Below are 25,345 nucleotides of genomic sequence, written 5' to 3' on the forward strand. Positions count from 1 at the left end.
TGTTGCAAACATACGATTTTTCTATTCTTAATTTCCTTGGTCCATACTTTGGACAGTGAGGTAGGCTTGGTAGACCAAGAAGAGTCCTACTGCTGTCAAGAATGGAATAGCGAGAGGGAGTTCTGTCTCGATTTGGCCAAATGGTGAATTACCAACAAAGTGAAGGCCAAAACCAGATACAAAATAGAACCAACCCGTCAGCATCAACTCCTTGCGACCTTTTGTCGCTTGAAGGATCAAGTAGAGACCCACCATGAAGAGGGCTGTGTAGACCCAGTGTGATACGACCCCATTCATAATCCGACCTAGGATGCCAGATACTGCGTAAGAGAAACCTTCTGGCATGTCTTGACGGATATAGGCAAAGTCCTCCACAATCTGGAAACCAAGACCAGATGCAATCGCTAAAAGGAAGATAGATTTGATCCGACGCACATTGAACAAGTAGAGGACAAAGAAGATCGGAATCAACTTGAAGGGTTCCTCAAAGAGGGGTCCTGCGATGGCACTCTCATACTGGTTCCAAAAATCGCTATTTGGCGCTACCGCTTGAATCATCTCGTGGAAGTAGGTATTGGCAAAACTAGACAACCAACCTGCGATAAAGCCCCCACCTAGGAGAGAAAAAAGAACCGGAATCCAAGACAACTTCCACTTCTTGGCGAAATGAAAGAGAGCCCAAACAGCAGGAATCGCATAAACTAGGAGCAAGAGGACAGAGATACCAATGATCCCATACTGGCTACCTGTCATCCAACCAGCTGTGATAGACTGCGTCTCATAGGCCAGACCAATCGAGAGCAAGAATAAAAATAGAAACAAAATCGATTTGCGTTTCATAAAAAACCTTTCTTTAAAACAATTAAAAAGGCTGGAATCCCAGTCTTTTTGTCTATATGGATATTGTAACAATAAAAGCTCAAAAAAACAATAAATGGCTACGGAAATAGCGGCTGCTAGTTTATGAAGTATATATTAAAATCATTTTGCTATTTGATTGTACAGTTTCTTAAATCTTGAGAGTACAAAAACCAAGAGAAGAGTTAAGTCAGATAGAAATCCTATTATTTACTTTAGCCAGAAGTTGTTTCTTATTGCAAAAGAGTTGATTATTTTTTAATCATACTTTCTATCCCTTTGAAAAGAATTTCTGAAATGGCCTCTGGATAGCCTTCATAGCCATTCTGTTCTGAAAGAGCGTCGATGATGTTTCTAATTTGATTATCTAATGTAATGGTTACTGCAGGAACGAGTTCATCTGAACTCTCTTATAAAAAGATTTGTTAATAACAATCCATGATACTTATTCTTTCGTCGCACCTTCTGCAACCAAATCATAAGGGAAATACGGAACACCTTCCAATTCCTTGTAATCCAAGTCCTTGAGTTTGCAGAGGGCGCCTGATTCAAAGGACCAGTAGCCATAATAATTATCAATGTTGCGCTTATGCAAATCATACCAGCCTTCATCTCTACATCCCTGATACCATTTTTTAGTCAAGTATTCTTTCAAGAGAGATACTCCCTTTTCAGAATTTTCTTCCTCTATAATCTTTCGGGTAAAGCCATAAGGTCTTGGGAAATTATAGTTTATCCGAATTGTCCACTCTGGATGACGAGACTGGATAAGGTAATCGATCAAATAGTCCTCTGGATCATCTTTCCTTACCAAATCTACCAATTTATCAAAAGTCGTTTCATCAACCTCTAACAAAATACCAATGGAAAGAGCCCAGAGCATTGCATCATATCCTGAATTACTATACCAAATAGGGAGAAGGCTATCGACATATTTAAGGTACTCTTCTTTGAATCTCTCAATAGAATATCCTGCAGTGTAGGTAGCAACTAATAATTCTTCAGTCAATACATTAATTGTCCCCTTGATGTTTGCAATAACTTCGTCATTTGTTAGCTTGTGTCTTTGAATTCCTTCCTCCGTATCCTTCATTAAACTCTTAATTTTATTTCGCTTTACATTTATTTGTTCTTTTTCAAAATTAATTAACTTTTGTATTCTATCACTCGTTGTTATTTCATCCCTTAAAATCATATTTATCTCCTTCGGTCTACTGGTAAATCCTCAATAGGCAATGCCATCTTTTACCCATTTTCTAGTTTCTAACTCCAAATTAAAATAGAAATCTCTTCGACCAAATTTATCAAAACAATCCTCTTTAAGAGCCTCACATACAATTCTCAGTTTCTCTTTACTTATCTCAGAAATATATAGCATAGTAAATCCTGCAGGAGATTCAATTTGGTCAATTTTCTCACCTTCTAAATTATAAATCTCTAATTCTGAAGGAAGTTCAAAGTCACTTGATGCGCAAGATATGCTTAAGATACGCTGATATTTAGGACTAAAGCGTAAGTGATGTGAATGCTGAAACCCAATCTGATGCTTCCCATTATGATTCCACTCTAGGGTTCCTTCTAGTAAATTTTGTTGCCCTAACAATTTTCCTTCTAAACTAAAGTAGAAAATGATTTTGCTTACAAAGTTTTCCCCACTATAGACGATTACAATGTTCTCATCTTTATTATATTCCGCATGATTGATATCTGGTAGTTCTATCTTTATTACGCAACCATTCCACTCCCATGTGACCATCTGTTCACCGTAATCAATTTTCATCATCCTTCTCCTACTCTAACTCAGATAAATTCGAGTTGTATTGTTTGCTCAGTCATCATGGAATCCACTTCCTCAACAAGTTTATCTATCTCGTTCTGTGTGATACGAATGTGGTTGAATGATGCCTCACAATTCTGTATACTTGACCTATATACAGTAAAACTTCCATCAATCAACAATTCTCCCTTTGCTTTTAAAACATTACCATTTTCATAATCAAAAATGATGATAGACCTTGTACTAGAAATTTTCATTTTACTTCATTTTCTTATATCCCTTTTAGACTAAACTTGTAGAGCACTCATAATCTTCTTAATTTGGTATTCCAACATGATGGAATTACCTTAAAAATCAATGTTATGTTTTCTACTATTATACCATACAAGAACTTCCCCCAAGATCCATCCTTGCATAAACCAACAAAAAAACACTGAATCTTCAGTGTTTTTTTCTACTTCTGTCCCCTGCAGGAATCGAACCAGCAACTACTCCTTAGGAGGGAGTTGTTATATCCATTGAACTAAGGGGACCTATAAAAAAAGAAGCGAGATCACTCCCGCCTCCTTGTTCGTCTTAACGACGGATTTCTTTAATACGAGCTGCTTTACCTTGCAATGCACGAAGGTAGTACAATTTCGCACGACGTACTTTACCGTAACGTACAACTTCAATCTTTTCTACACGTGGAGTGTGTACTGGGAATGTACGTTCAACACCGACACCGTTAGAGATTTTACGAACAGTGTACATTTCAGTGTGTCCTTGACCTTTACGAGCGATAACAACGCCCTCAAAGATCTGGATACGTTCACGAGATCCTTCGACAACTTTCGCGTGTACACGAACGGTGTCACCAGGACGGAATGCAGGGATATCAGTACGAAGTTGACCTTCAGTCAAGCTTTGGATTAATGGATTCATTTTATTCTCCTATCTTCGTCAATCTTGAGGGATCTCCCTCAGCGGATAAACTGTATTTTTGTGCTTCCATTACGCACAGAAACTATCATATCAGATAATCTCAGGTTTGTAAAGCTCTTTTCTCTACTTTTTTGCAACTTTTTGGCCGGAATAAATGCTCCACTCTTTTGGTAGGCAATAGGCGATGGCGCAGGCGATCACAAAGAAAGGAAGGTTGGCATAGCCAAAGACTTCTCCTCCGATCAAGATCGGTGCGAGCAAGGTCGTGGTCGCACTACCAAAGACACTGGCATAACCCATAGCAGCCACCACTAAGACGGGTAAGCCCAGCAGAGGAGCGAGAAAAACGCCAAGTGTAGCTCCGATCGCAAAGAGCGGTGTCACTTCTCCTCCTTGGTACCCAGCCGAGATGGTCACCACGGTAAAGAGGAGCTTGAGGATCCAGTCATAACTCTGCGCACTTCCTTGATGAAATGCCATATCAATCAGATTGGTTCCGAGTCCGCTATAAGAGCCGACCTTGGTCAGCTGGAGGGTCAAGAGGATCAAGCTGAGTCCAGCCCCAATGACCGAGATTCGGATATAAGGATTAGGCAGTACTTTCGCGACTGTTTTCTTCAACCAGGAAAGGCTAACTGCAAAAAGCTTCCCGGCGAGGCCAAACGCCAAGCCAAGAAGGGCGACTTTGATCAAGGTCTCTGGTGTCCAGCTCAGCGTTTCCTTGAGTGGCACAGCAAACTTCTCCAAGCCAAGAGCATGAGAGGTAAAGCTCGCCACGATCGAGGCAATGAGCGCTGGATAGAGAGCAATCAACTGCAACTCCCCAACTGTCAAGACTTCCAGGGCAAAGAAGGTTGCTGCTAGTGGTGTCTGAAAGAGCCCCGCAAAACCTGCTGCCATCCCTGTCATGAGAAAGATACGCGAAGCATCTGGAATCTTGATATGACGGGCAAAACGATGCGAAAGCGTCGCTCCGATCTGGACTGCTACACCTTCCCGACCGACCGAACCACCAAAGAGATGGCTCATCCAGGTCGTCAGCATGATCAAAGGCACCAAGACCAAGGGGATTTTCTCCTCACGCGCGTGTCCGACATCAAAGATGAGGCCCATCCCTTTTGAAGCCTTGCCACCAAAACGTTTATAAAGATAAACAATGACAAGCCCCGCTAAGGCCAGAAAAAGAATCAAAGGCCAATGCTGGCTTCGGACATCTCCAATCAGGAGCAATCCTTGACCAAAAATCATGTCAATGGCACCAACCAAGAGACCAATGAAAAGCGCCATCCCTGTTAGGACCACATACTGTTGTACTTTTTGCTTGATAGATAGACTAGTCACGCGCCCTCACCTCCTCTTGGAAGTCTCTCGAGCGCTTCATCATATCTTGAAACTGAGCTTGAATAGTCGCCCGATACTGCTCCTCCGTCACGAGAGAGCCGACTTTCTCAAGTACTTCTCTCTCCCTTCTCTGATCGAGCACAGGTAAACTCTGTTGCTCCTTATATTCTACAATTTGACCGACACAGACCATCCGTCTTTCCAGTAAGGCTACTAGCTCTTGATCGATCTGGTCAATGTCCTTACGAATCTGATCTAAATCCATGTGTCTCCTCTTTATTTTGGATATAAATCGAAGCTGTAATCCATCGATCCAGCCTCATTGTCATTAATTTGCTTTTGCTACAAGTTCTTCTGCAAAGGCTTCTAATTTTTCAATGTCTTCGTCTTCTGCAGACAAATCAACTTTGACACACTCAGAACCTTTTTCAGCACCAGTCGCAGCGAAGCAACGGTCGAAATCATCAACTGCTTTACAGAATTCATCGTAGAAGGTATCACCTGATCCTACCACACCGTAAAGTTTGCCTTTGAGATCAAGGCCAGCCAAATCTTCGTAGAAATCTTGGATCTCATCTGGAAGCTCTCCATCACCGTATGTATAAGTCGCTACCACTGCGATATCTGCTTCAAGGAAGTCCTCCGCATCCACAGTTGTACACTCATCCACATCTACTTCGACACCAAGATCACGGAATTTGTCCGCTACGATATCAGCAATTTCTTCAGTATTTCCAGTCATACTTGCAAAAACAATCTTTGCTAATGTCATAATTCCCTCCAAATAATAATCTTATGACATTATACCACTTTCGCGCGCATTTTGCATGGGGAAGTTCTGGGTACCTGGCATTGTTCGGAAATTCTCCACCAGAGAGCCAGACAATCTTTTTCTTTTCCAAATGCCCGCCTTATGCTAAAATTGAATGAGAACTAAATGAGGTACTATATGCAGATTACACAGGACATTTTAGAGAAAATCAACCAATACGATACCATTATCCTTCACCGTCATATGAATCCCGATCCGGACGCAATCGGAAGCCAGGTCGGCCTGAAAGAAATCATCCAGACCAACTTCCCAGACAAAAGAGTCTTAGCTACCGGCTTTAACGAGCCGACTCTTGCTTGGATGGCTAGTATGGATACTGTCACAGATGAAGATTATGAGGGTGCTCTAGTCATTGTCTGCGATACTGCCAACACCCCTCGCATCGATGACAAACGCTACACAAGCGGCAATTTTCTGATCAAGATTGACCACCATCCAAACGACGATGCCTACGGAGATTTCCTCTGGGTAGACACCGACTCTAGCTCTACGAGTGAACTCATCACCCTCTTCGCTCTTGAACAACAGCTTGAGATCAGTCCAGAAGCAGCCCGTCTCCTCTATGCCGGTATTGTCGGAGATACTGGACGCTTCCTCTACCCTTCGACGACAAGCCGGACTTTCGAGATGGTTGCCCACCTTCGTAGCTTTGACTTTGACTTTGCCGGTCTTTCTCGTCAGATGGATAGCATGAGCTCTAAGATTGCCAAGCTTCAAGGCTATGTCTATGACAATCTCGAAATCGATGAAAATGGAGCTAGTCGCGTGACACTTACCCAAGAGCTCCTCAAACATTACCAAATCACAGATGCCGAGACTGCTGCGATCGTCTCAGCACCTGGTCGAATCGAAGACGTCAGCGTCTGGGCTATTTTTGTCGAGCAAGCCGATGGCCACTACCGCGTCCGTATGAGAAGTAAAGCTCTGGTGATCAACGAGATTGCCAAACGCCACGATGGTGGAGGCCACCCACTCGCCAGTGGCGCCAATTCTTATTCCTTAGAAGAAAACGAGCAAATCTATCGGGAACTACAGGAAGTTGCCAAGGCAAAGTAGATGTTCATGAAGAATCAAGCAAGCAGGTCAGTCGTTTCTAGTGAAGACGATTGGCCTTTTTTCATTTTAAACAAAAACGAATGAATTTTAATAACATTTAGAAAAATGTGAACGATTTCTTAGATTTCCATTCCAGTTTGAGCTTATTTATGCTATAATAATCACAAAAAAGGAGACGTTTTATGCATAAACATCGTATTTTTATCATTGTCGCAGCAGCTCTTACTGCCATTTCTACCTTTTTGCCATGGAGTACACTTAATGGTGGATCCTTTGGAAGTTATTCTTTCAGTGGAATTCGAGGTGAATTTGGATGGGTCATCGTTGTCCTAGCTATTGGTGCCATCGTTCTAGCTTGTCTTCCAAACATTGCTCCACCAATGAACAAGAATTTTTCCATTGGTGTCATTGCTATCGGTATTCTTGAAAGCTTAATTACGATCATCACTATGTTTAGAGTTTTGGGTGCTTCATCTGAATTCGGTGATGGCTTTTCTATTGGTTTTGGTTTGATTATTGCAGTCATTGCAAGTATTGCTATTGTGATCACAGGACTTCTTGCGATGTCTGGTGGTAAAATCACTAAAGGGACATTCCAAGAACTTGCATCAACAAGTAGAGGATTTGCCCAATCTGTTGCATCATCTGTCCAATCACCACAACAACCGGGTCAACCTGGTCAGCAACAATGGCAACAACCACAACAAGGGTTTGGTCAGCCTGCTCCAGGACAAGGATTCCAACAAGCGCCTCAACAAGGATTTGGTCAACCTGCTCCAGGACAAGGGTTCCAACAAGCACCTCAACAAGGATTTGGTCAGCCTGCCCCAGGACAAGGGTTCCAACAAGCACCTCAACAAGGGTTTGGTCAACCTGCCCCAGGACAAGGATTCCAACAACCGCAACAAGGGTTTGGTCAACCTGCCCCAGGACAAGGGTTCCAACAAGCACCTCAACAAGGGTTTGGTCAACCTAATCAACAACAATGGCAACAAGGGTTTGGTCAACCTGCTCCAGGACAAGGGTTCCAACCAGCGCCTCAACAACCTCAACCAGGGTTCCAACAAGCACCTCAACAGCCTCAACAAGGTTTCCAACAAGCACCTCAACAAGCTTGGCAACCACAAGAGCAACAGCAACCTCAACAACCAGAACAGCCAACTACTGAACCTGGTCAAGAATAAATAGATTTCTATTAATCATGCATGTCCAACATTTCCTTACTAGGGGTGTTGGTCAGAGTGGGAAAAGCTTGCCTAATAGGATGAGCTTCTCCCACTTTTTTTCTTTATAAAATGCGAAAAATTTGGTAAAAATCCTTGCCAAACTCTTTTGTTTTTGATACACTAGCTTAGTAACAATCTATGGCTCGGAAAGAGACCATGGCAGAAAGGAAATATTGCAAAATGAAAAAAGATATCCATCCAGAATATCGCCCTGTTGTCTTCATGGACACTACTACTGGTTACAAGTTCCTTAGTGGTTCAACTAAGTACTCTAGCGAGACTGTTGAATTCGAAGGTGAAACTTACCCATTGATCCGTGTTGAAATTTCATCAGACTCACACCCATTCTACACTGGACGTCAAAAGTTCACTCAAGCAGATGGACGTGTGGATCGTTTCAACAAAAAATACGGTCTCAAATAAGAAACCCATCAAAACCACTTCCACTTGGCAGTGGTTTTTTCTTGTTCTGCCCAACATAAAAACACCGCTCCTTCAGGTTCCTGAAAGAGCGGTTTTCTTGTTATTCGTAGTCGCCACCGGTAAAGTTGAAGTATTCTTCTAAGCTTTTTCCTGATGCTGCGACATCTTTTGCGTCTTCTCCGATATAGCGAAGGTGCCAGCTTTCCGGCATGTAGCCCGTGCTCGCTTCTTTTCCTTCTTGATAACGGACGATAAAGCCATACTTGGCAGCGTTCTTGAGCAACCATTTGCTTGCGCCTTGTTCTTGAACGAGATTGCCACTGGTATCGATGAGGTCAAATGCTAGACCTGTCTGGTGTTCGCTATAGCCAGGACGAGCTGAGTAGCGATCTGCTGCAGCGGCACCGTCTTGATTGACATATCTTTGGTAGAGATCTACTTGGGTCTCATAACTGCGGAAACCACTGTACTGATCGCTGATAGCATACCCTTCAGCCTGCATGGCCGCGATTAACTCGTGCAAGGCCGCAACAGCTACTGGATCCTCACCTGGATTGTAGTCTGCAGCTAAGGGGTAGTGCTTGTTAGCAATGACGATATCTCCAGACTTTCCTTGGACACTGTAATAAGAGCCATTAAAGGAAACACCTTGGTCCACCGTTACTTCGCCTGCCTTCTTCGTTGACTTTTTGTTATCGTCAGATGAAGTTGCTTCAGAAGCACTGGTTTCTTTGCTGGCTGACGACTGAGCGACTTGCTTACTGGAAGCAGGCTCTTTTTGAGATGAGCTTTTTGACTCCTTCTGTTGGCCACAAGCACCTAGGCTCAACAGAACCAGGCCAGCAAGCGTCCATTTTGTCATGCTTAATTTCATCATAAACCTCCTAATTACCAGCCGTGACCGCAATAGCCGTAATCACGTAAGTATCCCCTACAGGTTTCAGGGTGTAGGTCTTGTCCTTGCTACTCTGGCTATCTTTTCGGCTGGTCACATAGTGCACAGTATATTCTTCATGGGTTTTCACGATCACCATTCCATTCTCTTCGGTAACGCTGAGAACATTGAAAACACCTGGTGTATAGTAGTCGATTTCAGCCTTCTTGACTCCGCCACCTGTTGTCCACTCCACCATTTCCTTATAGGCATCACTTGAAGTGTCATAGTACTTGGAGTAGGTGTTGGATCTACTTGAGACAGATGAGAAGATTTCTGTCCGGTAGTCTTGGAGGAAGGAGGTGATAGCAGTTTTCTTCTCTTCTGCCTTCTTGGCTTCTTCTTCCTTGGCTTTACGAGCTGATTCTGCATCTTTCAATCGTTTGGCTACATCCTTAGAAAGCTTCAAAGTGATGACTTCATCATCATCCGGAGTTTCACCGATCGTAACCTTGGCCTTTTCAGTTGTATAGCTCTCATTGTTGACACTAAAGACTGCATGGACCTCGATTTCTTGATGGGCTACGACATCGACTTCAAATAGGGTACTTGTGCCGACTTCCTTGCCATTCACGGCCGCCTTGATATCCGTTGGATTGCTGACTTCCTCTGGGAATTCAATTTCAAGAAGACGTTTCTCAGAATTGAAGGTCAAGTCCAGCTTATTCTTCGAAGCTTGAGCTGGATCTAGCTTGACCTCACTAGAGATCTTTCCAACTTCGGTCTTACCGTCTAGTTGCATATCTCGAGGTGCAAAGTGAACCTTACCAAGTTTGGTCGTTTGGTTCTTTTTGAGCACTGTCGACTCTTTTTCACTGGTCTTAAGCTTGGCATCATCCAGATTCGTAGTCGCTGTGACTTCAAGTGGATAGGTCTCGATGCGATATTCTTGGAAGATACCGAATTTCTTATCCGCCTTCTCGATTCCAATCAGTAGATTCTGATTTTTGTCCTTGACGATCCCTGTTTTGGAAGACTGGGCGATATGATCTAATTCGTAAATCACATCGATCTTCTGAGCAGTCATATAGTCTAGCAAGCCTTGAGCTTCTTCCTTGGTCCACTTATCCTTATCATTTGAAAGGATGCTAGCCACTTCCCGGTAATCCTTTTGTTCAATGGCTGTGACCAATTTGTCCACTGTCACCTGTGGGCCTGTAGTTGATGAGAAGTAATAGCCTAGACCAGACAAGGTCAAGACCAACAAAGTTAAAATACTGAAGAAGAAGACTTTCTTTTTCTTGCCCTTTTTCTCTTTTTTGACTTTCTTTTCTTTCTTTTTCTTGCCTTTCTTGACAGCTTCTTCTTGCTCTGGTAGTTCTGCTGCCGCTACGGCTTCAACTGGCTGGGACAGGCTTTCTGAGGCCTCTGATGGACTCTCTACTGGTGCGAAGACCTGTGTTGTTTGATTGGTCTCATCCAAATGAATAGTTGGAGCAGGTCCTTCCACAATTTCAAAGTTCTGACTACGTGCTGATTCGATCTCTTCTGGAAGTGGCGCACGTCCATAAAGGGCGAAGAAACGCTCTTCCCAGGCCTGTTGGAGTGGATTTACAGGCTCTTCTACTGGCTCCTGCCCTCCTAGTCCTGGCGCTTCTGACGCCACTTGGTCGATCGCTACTCCAGCAATCGATTTGATTGCCTTAAAATCAAAGCCGGAATCTCTTCCGGCAATGAATTCTTCAGGAGTAGGTTTGCGACCGATCACTTTTTCAAATAATTCTACCCATTTTTTGTTCATCGGTATGTTCTCCTAAAACCTAAAATATTTTTTATCCGATATCTATATGAACAAGAATTTTATGACAAGGTTCCTACCCGATTAAAAGAAGGAAGCGATATAGACGGATACTTGTTCTAAAATGCGTCTGTCAACGATGCCAACAATGGTGAAGATGACTAGAATGACCGCTGTTGAAGCAAGGAGCAACAAGAATTTGTCAGCCTTGATTTTTGTTCTGTTCAAACCTTGGTAAACAGTGTATAGCAAGCCTAAGAAATAGAGAACGAAGATTAACGATCGAAGGAAGCTAAATCCTTCAAAGTACTTAACTAGAGAAAAAATTAAGACAATGAGGGATGCTGGCAAGGCATAGATAGACAAGCGAGCAAACTCATCGAATGAACGTTTGTAGGTGTATTCTTTATCTTGCAAGACAAGGTGACGAACCAAGAAACCAGTTAATTGAGTGGCGTAAATTGTAAAGAAAGTTACAATGACAATCAATAGGTAAGCCGTAAATCCTACTTCAGCGTAAGGGAAGGCACTCGCCACGAAGAAAAGTGAGAGGCTAAGGATAAATGCAGTTAAGACATAATGAAGAATACCATTCAATACTCTTGGTTGATTTTCTACTGTTGGTCGAACCAAAGCAGAAACAAACCATGACCAGAATCCTTTCATTGCTTGACCAAAGGCATTTGGTTGAGCAGGTTGTGCATAATAGGCTTGACCTGGTTGAGGTTGTCCTGGATAAGGTGCTTGCTGGAAACCTTGACCTGGGGCTGGTTGACCAAATCCTGGTTGTGGCTGTTGTTGAGGCGCTTGTTGGAAGCTATTTGGTTGAGCGCCAAATGCTGGTGCTTCTGGCGCAGTATTAAACAGTGGTGCTTCTTGTACTGGTGCTTCTGGAGCAGCAGTGTATTGTGGTGCTTCTTGTACTGGTGCTTCTGGAGCAGCAGCGAATTGTGGTGCTTCTTGAGCTGGTGCCTCTGGAGCAGCAGCGAATTGTGGTGCTTCTTGAGCTGGCGCTTCTGGAGTAGCAGAGAATTGCGGTGCTTCTTGAGCTGGTGCTTCTGGTGCAGCAGTGTATTGTGGTGCCTCTTGTACTGGTGCTTCTGGTGCAGCAGTGTATTGTGGTGCCTCTTGTACTGGTGCTTCTGGTGCAGCAGCGAATTGTGGTGCCTCTTGCACTGGCGCTTCTGGAGAAGCAGCAAATTGTGGTGCTTCTTGAACTGGTGCTTCTGGGGCAGCAACGTACTGTGAAGTCACTTCTTCTGGTGCAGCTGGAGCAGCAACGAAACCAGCGTTTACTTGGTCTGGAGCTACTGGAGCCCCAACAAATTGTGAAGCTTCTTGGGCTACCTGTTCTTCTTGGAACTCACCTGCAGCCAACGCTTGAGCGATCTCTTCTTCAGTTGCTGAACGACCGTTCACAGCTTCAAAGTAATCAAGCCAATCCTGTTTGATCATAAAATAATCTCCTTATAAAACAAAATACAGATATATTATATAAAAATTTCCACTAGAATTCAATGTTCTACCGGAATTCACAAGCTGGGCCATCCCAACTACTCAAATGCATCCATGCCTCCTTGGACGTTGGTTACATCATAGCCCGCTTCTTCCAAAAATTGACAGGCGCGGGCTGAGCGCCGACCAGACTTGCAGATGACATAATAGGCTTGGTCTTTGTTCAGCTCTGAATAGCGTTCTGCCAACACTGATAAGGGAAGTAAGGTCACTCCGTCCAGATGAAGAGCATCATATTCCTCTTGCTCGCGAACATCGACGACGTTAATTTCTCCTGCTTGGTACTTTGCTAAAAAGTCATTAAATGGAATTTCTTTCATGATTTCTCCTTTTTGATGCCACTATGGCAAGGTTAGTATTTCATATTTATAATCAATGGATTCTAAAAAGCGGAATAGGTCTTGGGTTTTGATAAAGATCGTCTTTTCATTCGTGTTAGGATGGAAGGTCATGATTTCCTCTGACACAATGTCCTGATCAAAATAGACGAGAATATCCTTATCTTCATTGTTTAACAATCCAAAGGGAGATACTGTCCCAGCTGGTAATTGCATTTTTTCTGCCAGAGATTCAGTTGAAGCCATACGGATCCGATTGGCTCCTACTTGGTCTTTGAAATCCTCCATATCCAAGGGTTTCTGGTCATCCATGATGAGCAGATAGTACTGGGTTTTCTTTTTGTTGGTCAAAAACATGGACTTTGTCCGGACCCCTTCGAGACCTTCAATATAGGAATCGGCCTGCTCGGTAGTCAATGCTGGTGGATGCTCCACCACATCAAATTCAATCACGAGCTCGTCCAATTTGGCTTTGACTTTTTGATATGCATCCATGGGAATTCCTCCTATTGGTGGTTACCACTCATTATTCTTTTTGTACTCTCTTAAAATCTGCTGAACCCGAGCCTGAAGAGCCGGCACCACTTCTGCCTCAAACCAGGGATTCTTGGCCATCCAGATCTGATTGCGGGGCGAAGGGTGGACCAGAGGGAAATAGTCGGGCAGGTAGTCCTTGTATCGGCTTACCCGCTCGGTCACCTTGCCACTGACTTTCTCATGGAGATAGTAAGCTTGGGCATACTGGCCGATCAAGAGGGTCAACTCAATATCCGGACACTCCTTAAGGAGCAGAGGGTGCCACTTTTCCGCAAAGCCCTTGCGAGGTGGCAGGTCCCCTGACTTGCCATGCCCTGGGAAATAAAAGTCCATGGGAATAACCGCAAATAGACCCGAATGGTAAAAGGTCTCTTCATCAACTCCCAACCACTCCCTAAGACGGTCTCCACTCTTGTCCTTCCAATAGAGGCCGGCTTCTTGTGTTTTCAGTCCAGGTGCCTGTCCGATGATATTGATCCGAGCAGTCTTTGGTGCCGCAAACAAGGGCTCAATCCCCTTATCCGTATAGTCTTTGTTTTGTGGATCGGCCATGATGGCATCTTTGATCCGCTCTAGTTGCTCCATTTCTCCTCCTTTAAGCAAAAACTCAGCCAGCAAGTGCCGACTGAGTAGTGTCTTATTTGATGAGTTCGTAGATGGCTTCTGCGTAGATTGCAGCAGCACGGTAGAGATCTTCTACATCCGTAAATTCATTGGCTTGGTGCATGGTGTTCACATAGTCTGGGAACATGGCACCGAAGGCAACGCCACGTTTCAATAGACGACCAAAGGTTCCGCCACCGATTACTTGCTCATGACCTTTCAGTCCGGTTTGTTTTTCATAGACACGCAAAAGCGTTGAGACCAATTCATCTTCCATAGGAACATAGTGAGGGGTGTGGCCGTGGGCAGACAAGCTGACAGATGCCACTCCTTCTACTTTTTCAAGACCAGCTTTGATGGTTTCTGGATCTGTTCCTTTAGGGTAACGAATGTTCAAAGCAATGGTGTTATCTGAGCTATTTTCGTCAAAGTTGAAGACACCCGCATTCATGCTGAGAGCCCCCATCTTTTCATCCGTGTGGGCAATGCCAAGCTTCTCACCAGCAAAGTCTTCGTGAAGAAGAGATGCTGACACTTGCAAGTATGCTTTGACATCTCCACCGAAGTCAAACTGGTTCAAGAAGAGAGCCAAGTAAGTTGCTCCATTGATTCCAGCTTCTGGAGTAGAGCCGTGGGCAGATTTCCCGATAATGGTGATCTTGTACTGGTCTTCATCTACTGTAGACACTTCATAACGAAGTTGGTGTTCATTGGCAAAGGCCTCCAAAAGACTAGCTAGATCTGGTAATTGACCAGAAACAACTGCAGTTGCTGACTCAGGCACCATGTTTTCACGAAGGCCACCGGTGAAGCTATGAAGATGCGCTTGACCTGTGTTTGAACCACCGAAGTGGAGGTACTCGGTAATGTTTCCTTTTTCCCCGTTGATGATTGGGAATTCGGCATCTGGAGAGAAACCAAAGTCTGGATCAGGAAGACCGACATGTTTGAAATAGTAGTCCATATCGCCCCAGCCAGATTCTTCATCTGTACCAACCACAAAGCGCACGCGCTTAGATACAGGTAATCCCAGATCCTTGATAATCTTCAAACCGTAGTAACACGCTACTGTAGGTCCCTTGTCATCAGATGAACCACGCGCATAGAGCTTACCATCGATAATCTCAGGTTTGTAAGGGTCTGTATTCCAGCCACTCCCTGCAGGTACCACGTCCATGTGAGCAAAGATCCCGAGCTCTTCTTCCCCTTGTCCAAAGGTGAAGTGTCCAGCATAGTTATCCACGTTGGTTGTTTCGTAGCCATCACGCTCAGCGATTTCCAAGAATTTCTCAAGGGCTTTGACTGGTCCAGGTCCATAAGGGTGAGTCGCATCCGCTTGGCTGTCATCCCGTTCTGAGTTGATTTCTAAGAGGCTGAAAAGGTCAGCCATCATTTCTTCGCGACGTTTTTCTACTTCTGCTTTAAAGTCAATTGTTGTCATGCATTCCTCCATTATTTCGATTTAAATTGAATCCTTCAGAATCCCATCAGCTACTGTCCTTCAGTCTACCAAAGGATTCTAGAAAACCGGACTTGTATCGTACGAGACGAGGACCATCCGGTTCTTTCTGTTGTTATTAGCGTTTTTCAATGATTTCGTCTACTGGCAAGCGGTAGCTAGGTTCTACCTTCTCCGCTGCGTAACCGACTGTGATCAAGAGTTCTGGACGGAAACGCTCTTCGATTTCCAAGACTTCATTGACTTTTGATTTGTCAAAGCCAAGGATGATGTTTGAGCCGATCCCTTGGTCCGTCAAGGCCAATACTAAGTTCATTGCGACCAATCCAGCATTCAATGCCAAGTAATCGCTAATCTGTTGTTCATTGTAGCGAACATATTCTGCAGGAAGGTTTTGCATGAAGTATTGCAACTGCTCCTCTGTGAAGTTCTTGACCCCACCGACACGCGCAATCTTCCGAGCCCGACGTTGCAAATCGGTATCTGTAAAGAGAGCGATGGTCACAGGTGCTTCCATGACTTGGTCATAGTTCCCACCATAGGCTAGTTTAGCCAATTCCGCATTTTTCTGACGAACGACCACGAATTTCCATGGTTGGCTATTGTGCGCACTTGGAGCCAATGTCGCAATTTCAATAGCTGTCCGTACATCCTTTGGATCGACCGGCTGGTCTGTAAAATGCTTGATCGCATGACGTTTTTTGTTGAGTTCTAGGAATTTCATAGTCAACTTCCTTTTCTAATTCTATTACCTCTATTTTAACACAAAATGAAAGAGCTTGCAGAGTTTTTTCATTGAGGAGACTGTTTCCTTTTCAACTAAGCTACTCGCCCTTCTATGGACTCAAATTATTCCGACGCGGGACTTTCTTTTTCAAAGAACTGGCCACTAGAGTCTTGGATTTTGTTGATGATGTCGTCGTAGCGAGAATTTCTTTCTTCCTCATAGAGATTGTTGATTTCTTGATAGTTCAACGGATTTTCAACCTTTGGTTCTGGCTTGCGACTGAGGAAATCAAGAGTCCCCAGAAGAAGCAAAATCAGAATCACTAAAGAGGTCCAGCCAGTTTCCTTCTTAGGTAGCCGGACTCCCTTAGTCGAAAGAGATTTCCAACTAGGGGATTGAGGTAAGAGCTCATAGACTCTCTTTTGAGTCGGGAAGAGGGTCAACACTGCATACAAGGTCAGAAAGAGAAATGAAAAACTATGGACAGAAATCCAACTATATTTAATTCTCATCTTAAAGGCCTTATAACCAGCTCCCCCCATATACACTTCTAGGGCGAAGACGGTAATCATCAACAGACAGAAAATCAGGAACTGGACTTTCCAGAGTTTTCTTAATCCTAAATACTCTTTTTTGAGTGCCTCTTCTTTGTCCTTAGCTTGGTCTACTTCTACTGGAGCTGGGGTGCTTGGTTTTACTTCACTATTACTTTTAGTTGACCCTACTTTCTTTTCAACTGGTTCTAGCTGTCTAGCAAAATAGGCCTCTGCTTCCCTGATGAGTTTGCTAAGGTTTTCCTCCGTCAGCAGATAAGGAAAGCCATTGATCATCCAATTGTTTTTCTTTTCTGGTTTATCTGGCTTCATAACATGAAGATCAAAGTGTCGTCCAATCAGGCTTATTGAAAATATGGCTCCATAAAAATCAGATGCAACCGCAAAATCAACTCCATAAAATGTCTTAGACTTAACCAGTTTGTTCGCTTCCATAAAGGAAACATTCTTTGTAAACGTCGATCGGATTATCTCTTGTACTTGAGAAATATTCTCTTCAACTGTAGCAGGATCAAGAGGGAGAATTAAACCAGAAAGCGTATCGGTGGAAGTATTCTTTTCTAGTTTCCCTTTTAGACTATCTTTAAACCATTCCAAGAAAGAAGTCATATTGGAAACAGTTAGATCAATAGGCTGAGGAAATGGGAAGTCTTGTCTTTCTATTCCAGACCTTGCCGGGTCTAACACTCCAAGGACAAACTGCTGACCCGCTATCTCAAGGCTAAAAAAAGCCGGATAATAAGGCAACAGACAAGTAAAGAGAACCCTAAAGGGCTCATTTTTTTCGAAGGGTCTTCTCCAGTAGTCTATTTTTGCTATTCCCTCAAAGGTAGATTCTATCATTCTTTTAAGGAGGAAACGCTTTTTTAAGAGATTATCAGGAGTCAGTGCTTCAGATAACATAAGTCCTGGTTGATCCAGATAAGCTTTGATCTTTCCGAAGCTAGCTCGAAAACGATCTCGATCATACAAAAACTCCATCCCGAATCTTTCAGGACCCCAGAGGAGTGATACATCGTTATCTTCAACCAAAATATTTATTGTTGTCTTATATTCTTCAAGATGAATCTCAAGAATAAAAGTCGGACCATAAGCACTCCGGGCCGTCGTTTCTATGTCTACAATTTCGAAATGCTCACCAAAAACATGTTGAAGGGCTTGTCGGATATCATTTACCACAAGTCCTCTATGCTGATCAACAGTTAATCCCATTTCTCTGTTTCTTACCCCTTATGCGTTTTTATAGACTGAAGGAAAGCATTAGCCTCCTTTAGATAGTCGTGTTGTTCAATCAAGGAAGTTAGGAGCTCGATGTTATGACCCCGATAGTTATCCTCGCGTCTCAATTCTTCGTACATCTCAATAAAGGGAAGGTCCTTGTCCTTGGCATCTTGAAGCTCTGCTTCATAGTCATAGGCCACCTTACGGAATTGCAGGTTGGTCACCCCATCTTCTTCGACATCGATCAGAGCATACTGGGCTCTGTGGTTTTGAATTGGTTCCCAGTCGAAATATGGCATGCCAATAGTCCCTGGATTAAGAATCTGCTGGCCCTGGCTGACGTAGCGAAGCAACTGCTTGTGAACATGACCGTAGATGGCCATATCTGTCTGGTCATCCAGCAATTGGTCAAAGTTCTCCGTCACATTTGCTGGACGCAAGTCTCCACCGTAATTCTTTTCTGGCAAATTGTGGGTCAGTGAAAAGCGAATACCATTGACCTCCTTCTTCTCTACCAAGGGAAGGGATCGAAGCCAATCAATTCGCTTAGGATCTAGTCCCTCCATAACATACTGAGTGAGACGAAGCATCTGGATCTCCTGCGGATCCTCAAGCCCGTACTCGCCATCCAAGGCTTCTAGGACACAATCATCCCAATTTCCACGAACAGCTACTGTAATAGGAATCGCATCCAGCAACTCAAACAGGTCCTCTCTTCCTGGCCCCGGTAGCAAAATGTCCCCTAAAAGCCAGTATTCCGTCGAGCCCTGAGCACGCGCATCCGCAATCACTGCCTCCAGGGCTGTCGTATCTCCGTGGATATCAGATAAAATGGCAATTCGATGGTTCATAACTACTCCTTTTTGGATTGAAAAATCTGTGTGCATTAAGTATAACAAAAACAAATAAAAAAGTGAAAACCATCCATTTGGATTGGATGGTTTCTCTTACGTTTAATGAATAAACTTACGAAATCGGAAAAATTTCTTCATCGCAATCGTTTAAAATTGAATGGATTTCTCCGTCATTAACATTAACTAGATAATCAGTTGGTAAGACCAACACTTTTATAAGTTTTGGATTCCATTTCAATAGTTCAAAAGCGTAAATGCCAACAAAGTCTTCATTATCTTGCCTTTGGTAGCCCATAAACCAGCCTGAGTCTCTCTGACTTTGAGTATTTTGTCTTTGCAGATAGGCATGCTCATCCTCGAAGACACCTTTGGCAATCAGGATTTTATCGTCAAATCGAATTTCTGAGGGATTTATCTGCAATTCTTTAGTGAGACTAGCCTGTTCGGACTGGATCCAAAGTGCCACCGTTAAATCCTCTGTAAAATCTTTAAAAGGGTTGGCTTCATAATCAATGGAGACGAGTCTAAACTGCTGTTTTTCTACTTCTATCAGCTTATAGACACTAAACCCAACCTGAAACAAGAGCTCATTTTGAAGGTCACTTTTAGATGCCAGTATAGTTATGATTTTTAACCACTCTTGGAAAAGTCCCTCAGAGAATTTCCCATAAAAAATAAAACCGTTTCTTTCAATTTTTGTATCAAGAAGTTCCATTTATTTTTCCCTAAAAATAAAATCCTTTACTGCAAATCTTTTACCGGCTCCGCCACTTCCATCAAGGGACTTGCTTCTTCCTGCTTTCCTTGATGGAGCTTTTCTTGCACTGCCTCCGCCACAGTTCGTGGGATGCCGACTGTGACAATCTCATCCACAGTAGCTTCTTTGATTTTGGTCAGTGACTTGAAGTGCTTCATCAGTAGCTGCTTGCGTTTTGGTCCCAAGCCTTCGATACCGTCCAACTGGGAGGAGAAGGAATTCTTGGATCGTAGCTGGCGGTGGAAGGTGATGGCGAAACGGTGGACTTCATCCTGGATCCGTTGCAGGAGGAAAAATTCCTGCGAGGTCCGAGAGAGTTCGATGACTTGGAGAGGATCCCCGAAGAGTAATTCATGCGTTTGGTGCTTGTCATTCTTTTGCAGACCTGCAATGGGAATATCCAGCCCCAACTCTTCTTGGATAACTTGCTTAGCGATATTGACTTGCCCCTGCCCCCCATCGATAACGATCAGATCAGGTGGCGTCAGGCCATCCCGCATAACCCGGCTGTAGCGTCTGCGAATGACCTCCCGCATGCTGGCATAGTCATCTGGCCCAACGACGGTCTTGATCTTGTACTTGCGGTAGTCCTTTTTGCTTGGCTTCCCATTGACAAAGACCACCATTGCTGAGACTGGACTGGTCCCCATGATGTTGGAGTTGTCAAAAGACTCAATGCGCACAGGGGTAGGAATTTGCAGAAGTTTTCCAAGGTTTTCAATAGCACCTTGGGTCTTTTCCATCGATTTTTCAAGGAGATTGAACTTCTGCACCAGACTAACACGGGCATTCTTGATGGCCAGATTGACCAACTGCTTCTTCTCCCCTCGCTGGGGCTTGAGGACCTTGGTATCCACAAGGGCCTTGACTGCTTCCTCATCGATATCTTGAGGGATCAAGATTTCATTGGGGATCAGGTGGGATTTCTCCTGGTAAAACTGCCCCACATAGGTCAGGAAATCCTCGTCCGGATCATTGTAGTAAGGGAAGAGATTGACGTCACGCTCGATCAGCTTGCCCTGACGGACAAAGAAGACCTGCACACACATCCAGCCCTTGTCTACGTAGTAGCCAAAGACATCACGGTTCTGCAAATCCTTGGCCATAACCCGCTGTTTGGTCCGCAGGGTCCCGATAGCCTGGATCAGATCCCGATACTCGGCCGCCCTCTCAAATTCCATGTTTTGCGCTGCGGTAGTCATCTTGAGCTTAAGCTCATCGATAATCTTGTCATCCTGCCCCTTAAGGAAATCAGAAACCTCCTGGGCCATCCCCTTGAAATAAGCCTCGTCCTTGTGGCAGACTGTGTGAGCCATACACTGCCCTAAATGGTAGTAAAAGCAGACCTTGGAAGGCGGATTAGTACACTTGCGGAATGGGAAAATCCAATCCAAAAGTCGCTTGATCTCATTGGCTGCCCCCACGTCTGGATATGGACCGAAATAGAGGCCACCATCCTTTTTGACCTGGCGCGTGATGATGAGACGCGGATAGCGCTCATTGGTAATCTTGATGAAGGGATAGGACTTATCGTCCTTGAGCATGATATTGTATTTGGGCTTGTTCTCCTTGATGAGGTTGATCTCGAGAAGCAAGGCCTCAATATTGGACTCAGTGACGATAAACTCAAAATCCACAATCTCAGATACCAGCGCTTCTGTCTTGGTATCGTGGCTCCCTCTGAAATAGGACCGCACCCGATTGCGAAGATTTTTGGCCTTCCCCACATAGATGATGGTTCCGTTCTTGTCTTTGTGAATGTAACAGCCCGGACTCGTCGGCAAGAGCTCGAGCTTGGATTTAATCAAGTTATTCATACTCTCTATTATAGCAAAAAAGAGGGGCATTGCCCCTCTTCATATTGTTCTATCATATCATTCGTTTTAAATCGTACGCTTTCTAAAATTTCAAGATGAAAGGATCTTAACTGAAACTTCTACGAGACTGGCAGCTTATTTCAATCAATCTGTCAGATGATACAATTGCTTAGCTTTATCAATATCATAGTACTGATTAAATTCTTGTTTATTTTTAGTATCATGTTCCTGACTATCTACTGAAAGTTCTTTTGGAATATACAGATACTCGCTTGGACTATATCCTTTAGGATAAAAAAGTGGATACACCGAAACAAGTCGCGGACCAAGATCAATCGTATTCTCATTGTTTAACACAATAATTTTTGAGTTTTCTTTTTCCAGAATTGACATTGCTTTTCTATCTTTGTTGATAGGAGAAGTTTTTAACGTCTTTTTCTCAACCACAAATTGGTTGATATCTAAAATGGAATCTTTAATACCAAGATCTGAAAAATCTTTAACATTTATTTCAGTTTGTGGCAATGGATCTTCCATAGTCTCAAGCGCTACTACTTCTTCTATTTTTTTGGTTTGAAGATTTAAAAATACTTTCTTTACAGTTTTCCATTCTTTTAATGGTCTTACATAAAGCGTTAGAAAATCTTTCCCTTTATACGAAAAGACAGGACCAAGATCATTTGAAATATAGCCTTTTTTATACTGATCAACTGTTGAAAGCAAATCAATCTCAGGCTCTTCTTTCAAACGATTTCCCTCCACTTTATACATGGTCAGGGTCCAATAAGCATCCTTTCTGACCGTTTCATGGATGTCGGAAGGATGTTTTGGCAATTTCATATTATCTCTGAGAACATAGTGCTGGGATGTAGGATTGCGCCACTCCGTAATCAAGTACTCATTATATTTATGCAACTCCTTTTTCTCAGACTCAACAGGTTCCCAATGAACAATAACACCTTGACCATCTGCAATAAATTCGTAAGAGTCAATTTTCGCTTTTCCAGTGTAATATAGAAATCCCGAATATTTCTTCGTTAAATATCCTTGATAGATATAAAAACTGATGCTTACCAAGAGTCCAATCCCTATAAGTACCCCTAAACTTCGTAAGAACGTTTTTTTACTGATCTTCACTTTTCACCTCTACCTCTACTAACACCCTAAAAATGCATCTACCCTGAAAAATGGACAAAGCATTTCAATCTTGAACAATTACTTTCCTTTTTCAGATTTAGGGAATATTGAACTCTCTGTACTGACATATGACACGGACTCGTGTGAAACCATGTCACTGATGGATAAGTCTCCATGGTCATCAGTAAACTTATAAATTATTCCATCTTTTTCAAAACTTCGATCCTCACTATTATACAGAATAGTAGTCGTTGTATTTCCTTCTTTGAGAATAATATAATCCCCAGAAAACTCTACCCAAGTCGACTTATCTATAGAAGCTGTATTAGATGATTTAGTCTTAACCACTAGATAATACCGGCCATCTTTAATAGCATTCAATTCTTGTTCTTGTTTGATATAGAATATGATCATTGCTACAGGAATTAATAAAAGCAGCCATATTTTAAATTTTTGGGGGACGAATGACCCTATTCTTTTGAGGACTGCTAGAACGCATAAAATTATCGCATACATTAAAAATGGCGGGATTAAAAGAAGAGCTATTTTCCAGCCTCTAAAAAAAGCAAGACCTTTATTAGATTTGGATACTTTGTCTTGTTTGACCGGCCCCTCTTCTACCAGCTTCATTCGCAATAGTTTCATAGTGACTTCTTCTTGTCTTGCATCAAGCGAAACACTCTTTCCTCCTGAGTTTTCACTATCTAGATAGGCCTGAGCCATTCTGACCAGATACAGTCTCTCATCTTCTTTCACAATGGTAGCAAATAGCTCCATTGCCTCATTAATATTTCCTTTGAGGTACTCATTGACTGCCCTTAGGTAGATAGATTCCAATTGAGAGAATTTGGTAGTTTTTACTTCCTTTAAGATGGCATCATTAGCTTCTTTTTTGACCAGAATATCGTAGCGGGCTCTGTAAGCCATCTTGAGCGATTCATCATCTGCTAAATAGTTAGCTAGTAACTCCTCAAACTCATCTTCCTTCAAATCCAGCCTTGAAAATAGGTTCGCATTCAGTAGAATTTCATTTAATGTTACTTGTTCAACATTTGTAAACTTATGATTCTGTTTGAGTTCCTTTGCAACTGCTTCAATAGATCCAAAGTCACCAATCCGATAATAGTAGAAAAGTATGGCAATCAGTACTCTCACCTTAATCGTTTTGATACTCTTTCTTTTTTGAGTCAGAATATAGCTTGCCATCAGGTCTAGATTGATATCCTCATAGATGAGACTATACAACTTTTTGATTAAAAGCGTATCTTTAATGATAGCTAGAGCCAGCTCAATCATTAGGTAAAGCAAAAAACAAATGGTTGCAATACTTTTACTTTGGGTCACTTGCACTGCATATAAAAATGGTAGGGCTAGAATGACCAGTAGGACGATCGCTGGAATATTGTAACGTCTTCTTAGTTCTTTATAATCTTTAACCATAAAACTCCTTATTTCATTAACAATTACTTTCGTATCTTTCTCAGTAGATCTAGACCAAGCGATGATGCAGCAAGCAATTTCAATCAACCTGATCGCTTACCATCACTTCTACTACCTCTATTATAGCAAAAAAGAGAGTGGGACAGAAATCGGTAATTCGTTAGAATTCGATTTCGTCGTCCCACCTCCGCACAGTTGAGTAGGGCTGTAAAAGCTGATGAAATCAGCGTAGTAGAGCCCACTCAACCACTGTGTCTTGCTCGACAATCCAAAAAAATTGAGAGGCTAGGACTTTTGTCCCAGCCTCTTGATATTAATAGCCTCTTAAGTAAGGAAGTAAGGACATAAGAGTTGTCCCAAGGACCAAGATCCAGAACCAGAAGGAATACAAGCTTCTTTGGAAGACGCCAGGTGCTGGTCGGTTTTCTTGAATGTAGTGAAAAATAGATTTTCTTTTTAAAATCAAGACGATGGTAAAGGCGATGGTTCCACCTAAAAAGACGAGAATTTGAACCCATTCGGCTACATTCATACTCACATGCGTGCCGAGGTAATGAAGCCCTTGAGAGAGGACCAGGTTGTTAAAGATATGGTAGAAAATAGCCCACCAGATCGAATACTCGAAGGTCAAGTAGCCAAAGCCAAAACCAATAATGGTCGCAAAGAACAACTGATCAAAATTAGCATGGAACATTCCAAAAGCTAAGGCTGTCATGACGATCGCAAAGACTTTTCCATACTTTTCTAAGGCTCTCAGTCCAGCGGCCCGGAAAACCAATTCCTCAGTGATAGGACCGATCAGGGTCGCGTAGAGCAAGAGACTCCAAGACTGGCTAAGTTGCTCAGACATGTCCTCTTGAGGCTTGAAAAAGCCCAGGGTTTCCATCATGTGGTCTAAGAGCTGCGATAAGGCGCTAGAAGCCAACTGGGCGAACCCCAAGAAGGCAATGAACACTAAGAAAGTCTGCCAAGTCATCTTGCGTCCCTTTTGTCTCACATCTCCTTTAAAGAGGGAGCCTTGCCGATAAAGGGCAAATAGGAGGACCCCGATACTGACAGATATCAGATAGCTAATCCCGTTCCCATTGATGATTTTTTCTACATACTCCTGCTTCTCTGCCATCTCCAATCCATACCGTCCAAACATAAAGAGGGTAATGGTAAAGGTCGAAATGATGCTGACAAAGACCATGACCAAGAGATAGAGGCAAACCATCCCTGAAAAGCTGCCCAAATCCTTTTTGGGATCTATAAATCGATTGAACTGTTTCATCCAT

26 protein-coding genes and 1 tRNA gene are annotated in these 25,345 nt (G+C 43.0%); 3 read left to right on the forward strand and 24 right to left on the reverse strand.

Features of this window, described 5'->3' with window-relative positions; genetic code table 11:
* Positions 1–27: 27 nt before the first annotated feature.
* The 9 genes from ABT997_RS02855 to ABT997_RS02890 all read right to left on the reverse strand — a co-directional run bounded on the left by ABT997_RS02855 (position 28) and on the right by ABT997_RS02890 (position 5,672).
* Positions 28–840, reverse strand: coding sequence for a PrsW family glutamic-type intramembrane protease (locus tag ABT997_RS02855; RefSeq protein WP_350018677.1), 813 nt, complete (start codon positions 838–840; stop codon positions 28–30).
* Positions 841–1,303: 463 nt separating this feature from the next.
* Complete coding sequence (locus ABT997_RS02860; protein ID WP_350018678.1) at positions 1,304–2,053, reverse strand: PoNe immunity protein domain-containing protein; 750 nt, start codon at positions 2,051–2,053, stop codon at positions 1,304–1,306.
* A 30-nt stretch (positions 2,054–2,083) separates the two neighbouring features.
* Positions 2,084–2,641, reverse strand: coding sequence for a hypothetical protein (locus ABT997_RS02865; RefSeq protein ID WP_350018679.1), 558 nt, complete (start codon positions 2,639–2,641; stop codon positions 2,084–2,086).
* 17 nt (positions 2,642–2,658) lie between these two features.
* Positions 2,659–2,892 (reverse strand): Imm74 family immunity protein, encoded by a 234-nt coding sequence (locus tag ABT997_RS09845; protein WP_491009173.1) that lies wholly within the window; start codon positions 2,890–2,892, stop codon positions 2,659–2,661.
* 204 nt (positions 2,893–3,096) lie between these two features.
* Positions 3,097–3,168: transfer RNA gene (locus tag ABT997_RS02870), tRNA-Arg, on the reverse strand.
* A 43-nt stretch (positions 3,169–3,211) separates the two neighbouring features.
* Positions 3,212–3,559, reverse strand: a complete 348-nt coding sequence (gene rplS / locus ABT997_RS02875) for a 50S ribosomal protein L19 (protein WP_003003254.1) — start codon at positions 3,557–3,559, stop codon at positions 3,212–3,214.
* A gap of 123 nt (positions 3,560–3,682) precedes the next feature.
* Positions 3,683–4,846 (reverse strand): chloride channel protein, encoded by a 1,164-nt coding sequence (locus ABT997_RS02880; RefSeq protein ID WP_350018781.1) that lies wholly within the window; start codon positions 4,844–4,846, stop codon positions 3,683–3,685.
* A gap of 46 nt (positions 4,847–4,892) precedes the next feature.
* Positions 4,893–5,165: a chorismate mutase gene (locus ABT997_RS02885; RefSeq protein WP_070594523.1), complete on the reverse strand. Its 273-nt coding sequence runs from the start codon at positions 5,163–5,165 to the stop codon at positions 4,893–4,895.
* 63 nt (positions 5,166–5,228) lie between these two features.
* Positions 5,229–5,672 carry a flavodoxin gene (locus ABT997_RS02890; protein ID WP_350018680.1) on the reverse strand — a complete coding sequence of 148 codons (444 nt, stop codon included), beginning with the start codon at positions 5,670–5,672 and terminating at the stop codon, positions 5,229–5,231.
* Positions 5,673–5,849: 177 nt separating this feature from the next.
* Between ABT997_RS02890 and ABT997_RS02895 the strand changes: the two genes are divergently transcribed.
* From ABT997_RS02895 to ABT997_RS02905, 3 genes are all read left to right on the forward strand, one after another.
* A complete protein-coding gene (locus tag ABT997_RS02895) occupies positions 5,850–6,788 on the forward strand; it encodes a DHH family phosphoesterase (protein ID WP_350018681.1) in 939 nt (312 codons plus the stop codon).
* Between the two features lie 182 nt (positions 6,789–6,970).
* Entirely contained in the window at positions 6,971–7,972 is a 1,002-nt protein-coding gene (locus ABT997_RS02900) for a hypothetical protein (protein ID WP_350018682.1), read from the forward strand.
* A 222-nt stretch (positions 7,973–8,194) separates the two neighbouring features.
* On the forward strand, positions 8,195–8,437 hold the full coding sequence (locus ABT997_RS02905; RefSeq protein WP_003016441.1) for a type B 50S ribosomal protein L31: 243 nt from the start codon (positions 8,195–8,197) through the stop codon (positions 8,435–8,437).
* A 100-nt stretch (positions 8,438–8,537) separates the two neighbouring features.
* Here the strand turns inward: ABT997_RS02905 and ldcB are convergent, their stop codons facing one another.
* The 15 genes from ldcB to ABT997_RS02980 form a co-directional block, all read right to left on the reverse strand.
* Positions 8,538–9,311: an LD-carboxypeptidase LdcB/DacB gene (gene ldcB / locus ABT997_RS02910; protein WP_350018782.1), complete on the reverse strand. Its 774-nt coding sequence runs from the start codon at positions 9,309–9,311 to the stop codon at positions 8,538–8,540.
* 10 nt (positions 9,312–9,321) lie between these two features.
* Positions 9,322–11,112 carry a TcaA second domain-containing protein gene (locus ABT997_RS02915; RefSeq protein ID WP_350018683.1) on the reverse strand — a complete coding sequence of 597 codons (1,791 nt, stop codon included), beginning with the start codon at positions 11,110–11,112 and terminating at the stop codon, positions 9,322–9,324.
* An 81-nt stretch (positions 11,113–11,193) separates the two neighbouring features.
* Complete coding sequence (locus ABT997_RS02920) at positions 11,194–12,564, reverse strand: DUF6574 domain-containing protein (RefSeq protein ID WP_350018684.1); 1,371 nt, start codon at positions 12,562–12,564, stop codon at positions 11,194–11,196.
* A gap of 98 nt (positions 12,565–12,662) precedes the next feature.
* The gene (locus ABT997_RS02925; RefSeq protein WP_140813935.1) at positions 12,663–12,944 is read right to left on the reverse strand and encodes a rhodanese-like domain-containing protein; all 282 of its coding nucleotides are present in this window, start codon (positions 12,942–12,944) and stop codon (positions 12,663–12,665) included.
* A gap of 21 nt (positions 12,945–12,965) precedes the next feature.
* Entirely contained in the window at positions 12,966–13,457 is a 492-nt protein-coding gene (locus tag ABT997_RS02930; protein ID WP_350018685.1) for a prolyl-tRNA synthetase associated domain-containing protein, read from the reverse strand.
* Positions 13,458–13,478: 21 nt separating this feature from the next.
* A complete protein-coding gene (locus tag ABT997_RS02935; protein WP_350018686.1) occupies positions 13,479–14,084 on the reverse strand; it encodes a uracil-DNA glycosylase family protein in 606 nt (201 codons plus the stop codon).
* Between the two features lie 52 nt (positions 14,085–14,136).
* Positions 14,137–15,543 (reverse strand): dipeptidase PepV, encoded by a 1,407-nt coding sequence (gene pepV, locus ABT997_RS02940; protein WP_350018687.1) that lies wholly within the window; start codon positions 15,541–15,543, stop codon positions 14,137–14,139.
* Between the two features lie 136 nt (positions 15,544–15,679).
* Positions 15,680–16,285 carry a nitroreductase family protein gene (locus tag ABT997_RS02945; RefSeq protein ID WP_350018688.1) on the reverse strand — a complete coding sequence of 202 codons (606 nt, stop codon included), beginning with the start codon at positions 16,283–16,285 and terminating at the stop codon, positions 15,680–15,682.
* 125 nt (positions 16,286–16,410) lie between these two features.
* Entirely contained in the window at positions 16,411–18,054 is a 1,644-nt protein-coding gene (locus ABT997_RS02950; protein WP_350018689.1) for a hypothetical protein, read from the reverse strand.
* Between the two features lie 11 nt (positions 18,055–18,065).
* Positions 18,066–18,914: a metallophosphoesterase family protein gene (locus tag ABT997_RS02955; protein WP_350018690.1), complete on the reverse strand. Its 849-nt coding sequence runs from the start codon at positions 18,912–18,914 to the stop codon at positions 18,066–18,068.
* Between the two features lie 115 nt (positions 18,915–19,029).
* Entirely contained in the window at positions 19,030–19,632 is a 603-nt protein-coding gene (locus ABT997_RS02960; RefSeq protein ID WP_350018691.1) for an immunity protein Imm33 domain-containing protein, read from the reverse strand.
* 26 nt (positions 19,633–19,658) lie between these two features.
* Positions 19,659–21,491, reverse strand: a complete 1,833-nt coding sequence (gene uvrC, locus ABT997_RS02965; RefSeq protein WP_350018692.1) for an excinuclease ABC subunit UvrC — start codon at positions 21,489–21,491, stop codon at positions 19,659–19,661.
* Positions 21,492–21,635: 144 nt separating this feature from the next.
* Positions 21,636–22,628 carry a hypothetical protein gene (locus ABT997_RS02970; RefSeq protein ID WP_350018693.1) on the reverse strand — a complete coding sequence of 331 codons (993 nt, stop codon included), beginning with the start codon at positions 22,626–22,628 and terminating at the stop codon, positions 21,636–21,638.
* Between the two features lie 78 nt (positions 22,629–22,706).
* On the reverse strand, positions 22,707–24,068 hold the full coding sequence (locus tag ABT997_RS02975) for a hypothetical protein (protein WP_350018694.1): 1,362 nt from the start codon (positions 24,066–24,068) through the stop codon (positions 22,707–22,709).
* 313 nt (positions 24,069–24,381) lie between these two features.
* Positions 24,382–25,341, reverse strand: coding sequence for a CPBP family intramembrane glutamic endopeptidase (locus ABT997_RS02980; protein ID WP_350018695.1), 960 nt, complete (start codon positions 25,339–25,341; stop codon positions 24,382–24,384).
* Positions 25,342–25,345 lie beyond the last annotated feature (4 nt).

Origin of the sequence: Streptococcus australis, assembly GCF_040226615.1 — a bacterium.
In the GTDB taxonomy this organism is placed as follows: Bacteria; Bacillota; Bacilli; order Lactobacillales; family Streptococcaceae; genus Streptococcus; species Streptococcus australis_E.

Bases quoted from the DNA above. Each gene is read 5' to 3' on its own strand.
- ABT997_RS02935 (WP_350018686.1), bottom strand. From the start codon at position 14,084: ATGGAGCAACTAGAGCGGATCAAAGATGCCATCATGGCCGATCCACAA.
- ABT997_RS02890 (WP_350018680.1), bottom strand. From the start codon at position 5,672: ATGACATTAGCAAAGATTGTTTTTGCAAGTATGACTGGAAATACTGAA.
- ABT997_RS02945 (WP_350018688.1), bottom strand. From the start codon at position 16,285: ATGAAATTCCTAGAACTCAACAAAAAACGTCATGCGATCAAGCATTTT.
- ABT997_RS02955 (WP_350018690.1), bottom strand. From the start codon at position 18,914: ATGAACCATCGAATTGCCATTTTATCTGATATCCACGGAGATACGACA.
- ABT997_RS02925 (WP_140813935.1), bottom strand. From the start codon at position 12,944: ATGAAAGAAATTCCATTTAATGACTTTTTAGCAAAGTACCAAGCAGGA.
- ABT997_RS02915 (WP_350018683.1), bottom strand. From the start codon at position 11,112: ATGAACAAAAAATGGGTAGAATTATTTGAAAAAGTGATCGGTCGCAAA.
- ABT997_RS02885 (WP_070594523.1), bottom strand. From the start codon at position 5,165: ATGGATTTAGATCAGATTCGTAAGGACATTGACCAGATCGATCAAGAG.
- ABT997_RS02865 (WP_350018679.1), bottom strand. From the start codon at position 2,641: ATGATGAAAATTGATTACGGTGAACAGATGGTCACATGGGAGTGGAAT.
- ABT997_RS02880 (WP_350018781.1), bottom strand. From the start codon at position 4,846: ATGGCGCTTTTCATTGGTCTCTTGGTTGGTGCCATTGACATGATTTTT.
- ABT997_RS02960 (WP_350018691.1), bottom strand. From the start codon at position 19,632: ATGGAACTTCTTGATACAAAAATTGAAAGAAACGGTTTTATTTTTTAT.
- ABT997_RS09845 (WP_491009173.1), bottom strand. From the start codon at position 2,892: ATGAAAATTTCTAGTACAAGGTCTATCATCATTTTTGATTATGAAAAT.
- rplS (WP_003003254.1), bottom strand. From the start codon at position 3,559: ATGAATCCATTAATCCAAAGCTTGACTGAAGGTCAACTTCGTACTGAT.
- ABT997_RS02920 (WP_350018684.1), bottom strand. From the start codon at position 12,564: ATGATCAAACAGGATTGGCTTGATTACTTTGAAGCTGTGAACGGTCGT.
- ldcB (WP_350018782.1), bottom strand. From the start codon at position 9,311: ATGAAATTAAGCATGACAAAATGGACGCTTGCTGGCCTGGTTCTGTTG.
- ABT997_RS02860 (WP_350018678.1), bottom strand. From the start codon at position 2,053: ATGATTTTAAGGGATGAAATAACAACGAGTGATAGAATACAAAAGTTA.
- ABT997_RS02905 (WP_003016441.1), top strand. From the start codon at position 8,195: ATGAAAAAAGATATCCATCCAGAATATCGCCCTGTTGTCTTCATGGAC.
- pepV (WP_350018687.1), bottom strand. From the start codon at position 15,543: ATGACAACAATTGACTTTAAAGCAGAAGTAGAAAAACGTCGCGAAGAA.
- ABT997_RS02980 (WP_350018695.1), bottom strand. From the start codon at position 25,341: ATGAAACAGTTCAATCGATTTATAGATCCCAAAAAGGATTTGGGCAGC.
- ABT997_RS02975 (WP_350018694.1), bottom strand. From the start codon at position 24,068: ATGGTTAAAGATTATAAAGAACTAAGAAGACGTTACAATATTCCAGCG.
- ABT997_RS02900 (WP_350018682.1), top strand. From the start codon at position 6,971: ATGCATAAACATCGTATTTTTATCATTGTCGCAGCAGCTCTTACTGCC.
- ABT997_RS02930 (WP_350018685.1), bottom strand. From the start codon at position 13,457: ATGGATGCATATCAAAAAGTCAAAGCCAAATTGGACGAGCTCGTGATT.
- ABT997_RS02950 (WP_350018689.1), bottom strand. From the start codon at position 18,054: ATGGGATTAACTGTTGATCAGCATAGAGGACTTGTGGTAAATGATATC.
- ABT997_RS02855 (WP_350018677.1), bottom strand. From the start codon at position 840: ATGAAACGCAAATCGATTTTGTTTCTATTTTTATTCTTGCTCTCGATT.
- uvrC (WP_350018692.1), bottom strand. From the start codon at position 21,491: ATGAATAACTTGATTAAATCCAAGCTCGAGCTCTTGCCGACGAGTCCG.
- ABT997_RS02895 (WP_350018681.1), top strand. From the start codon at position 5,850: ATGCAGATTACACAGGACATTTTAGAGAAAATCAACCAATACGATACC.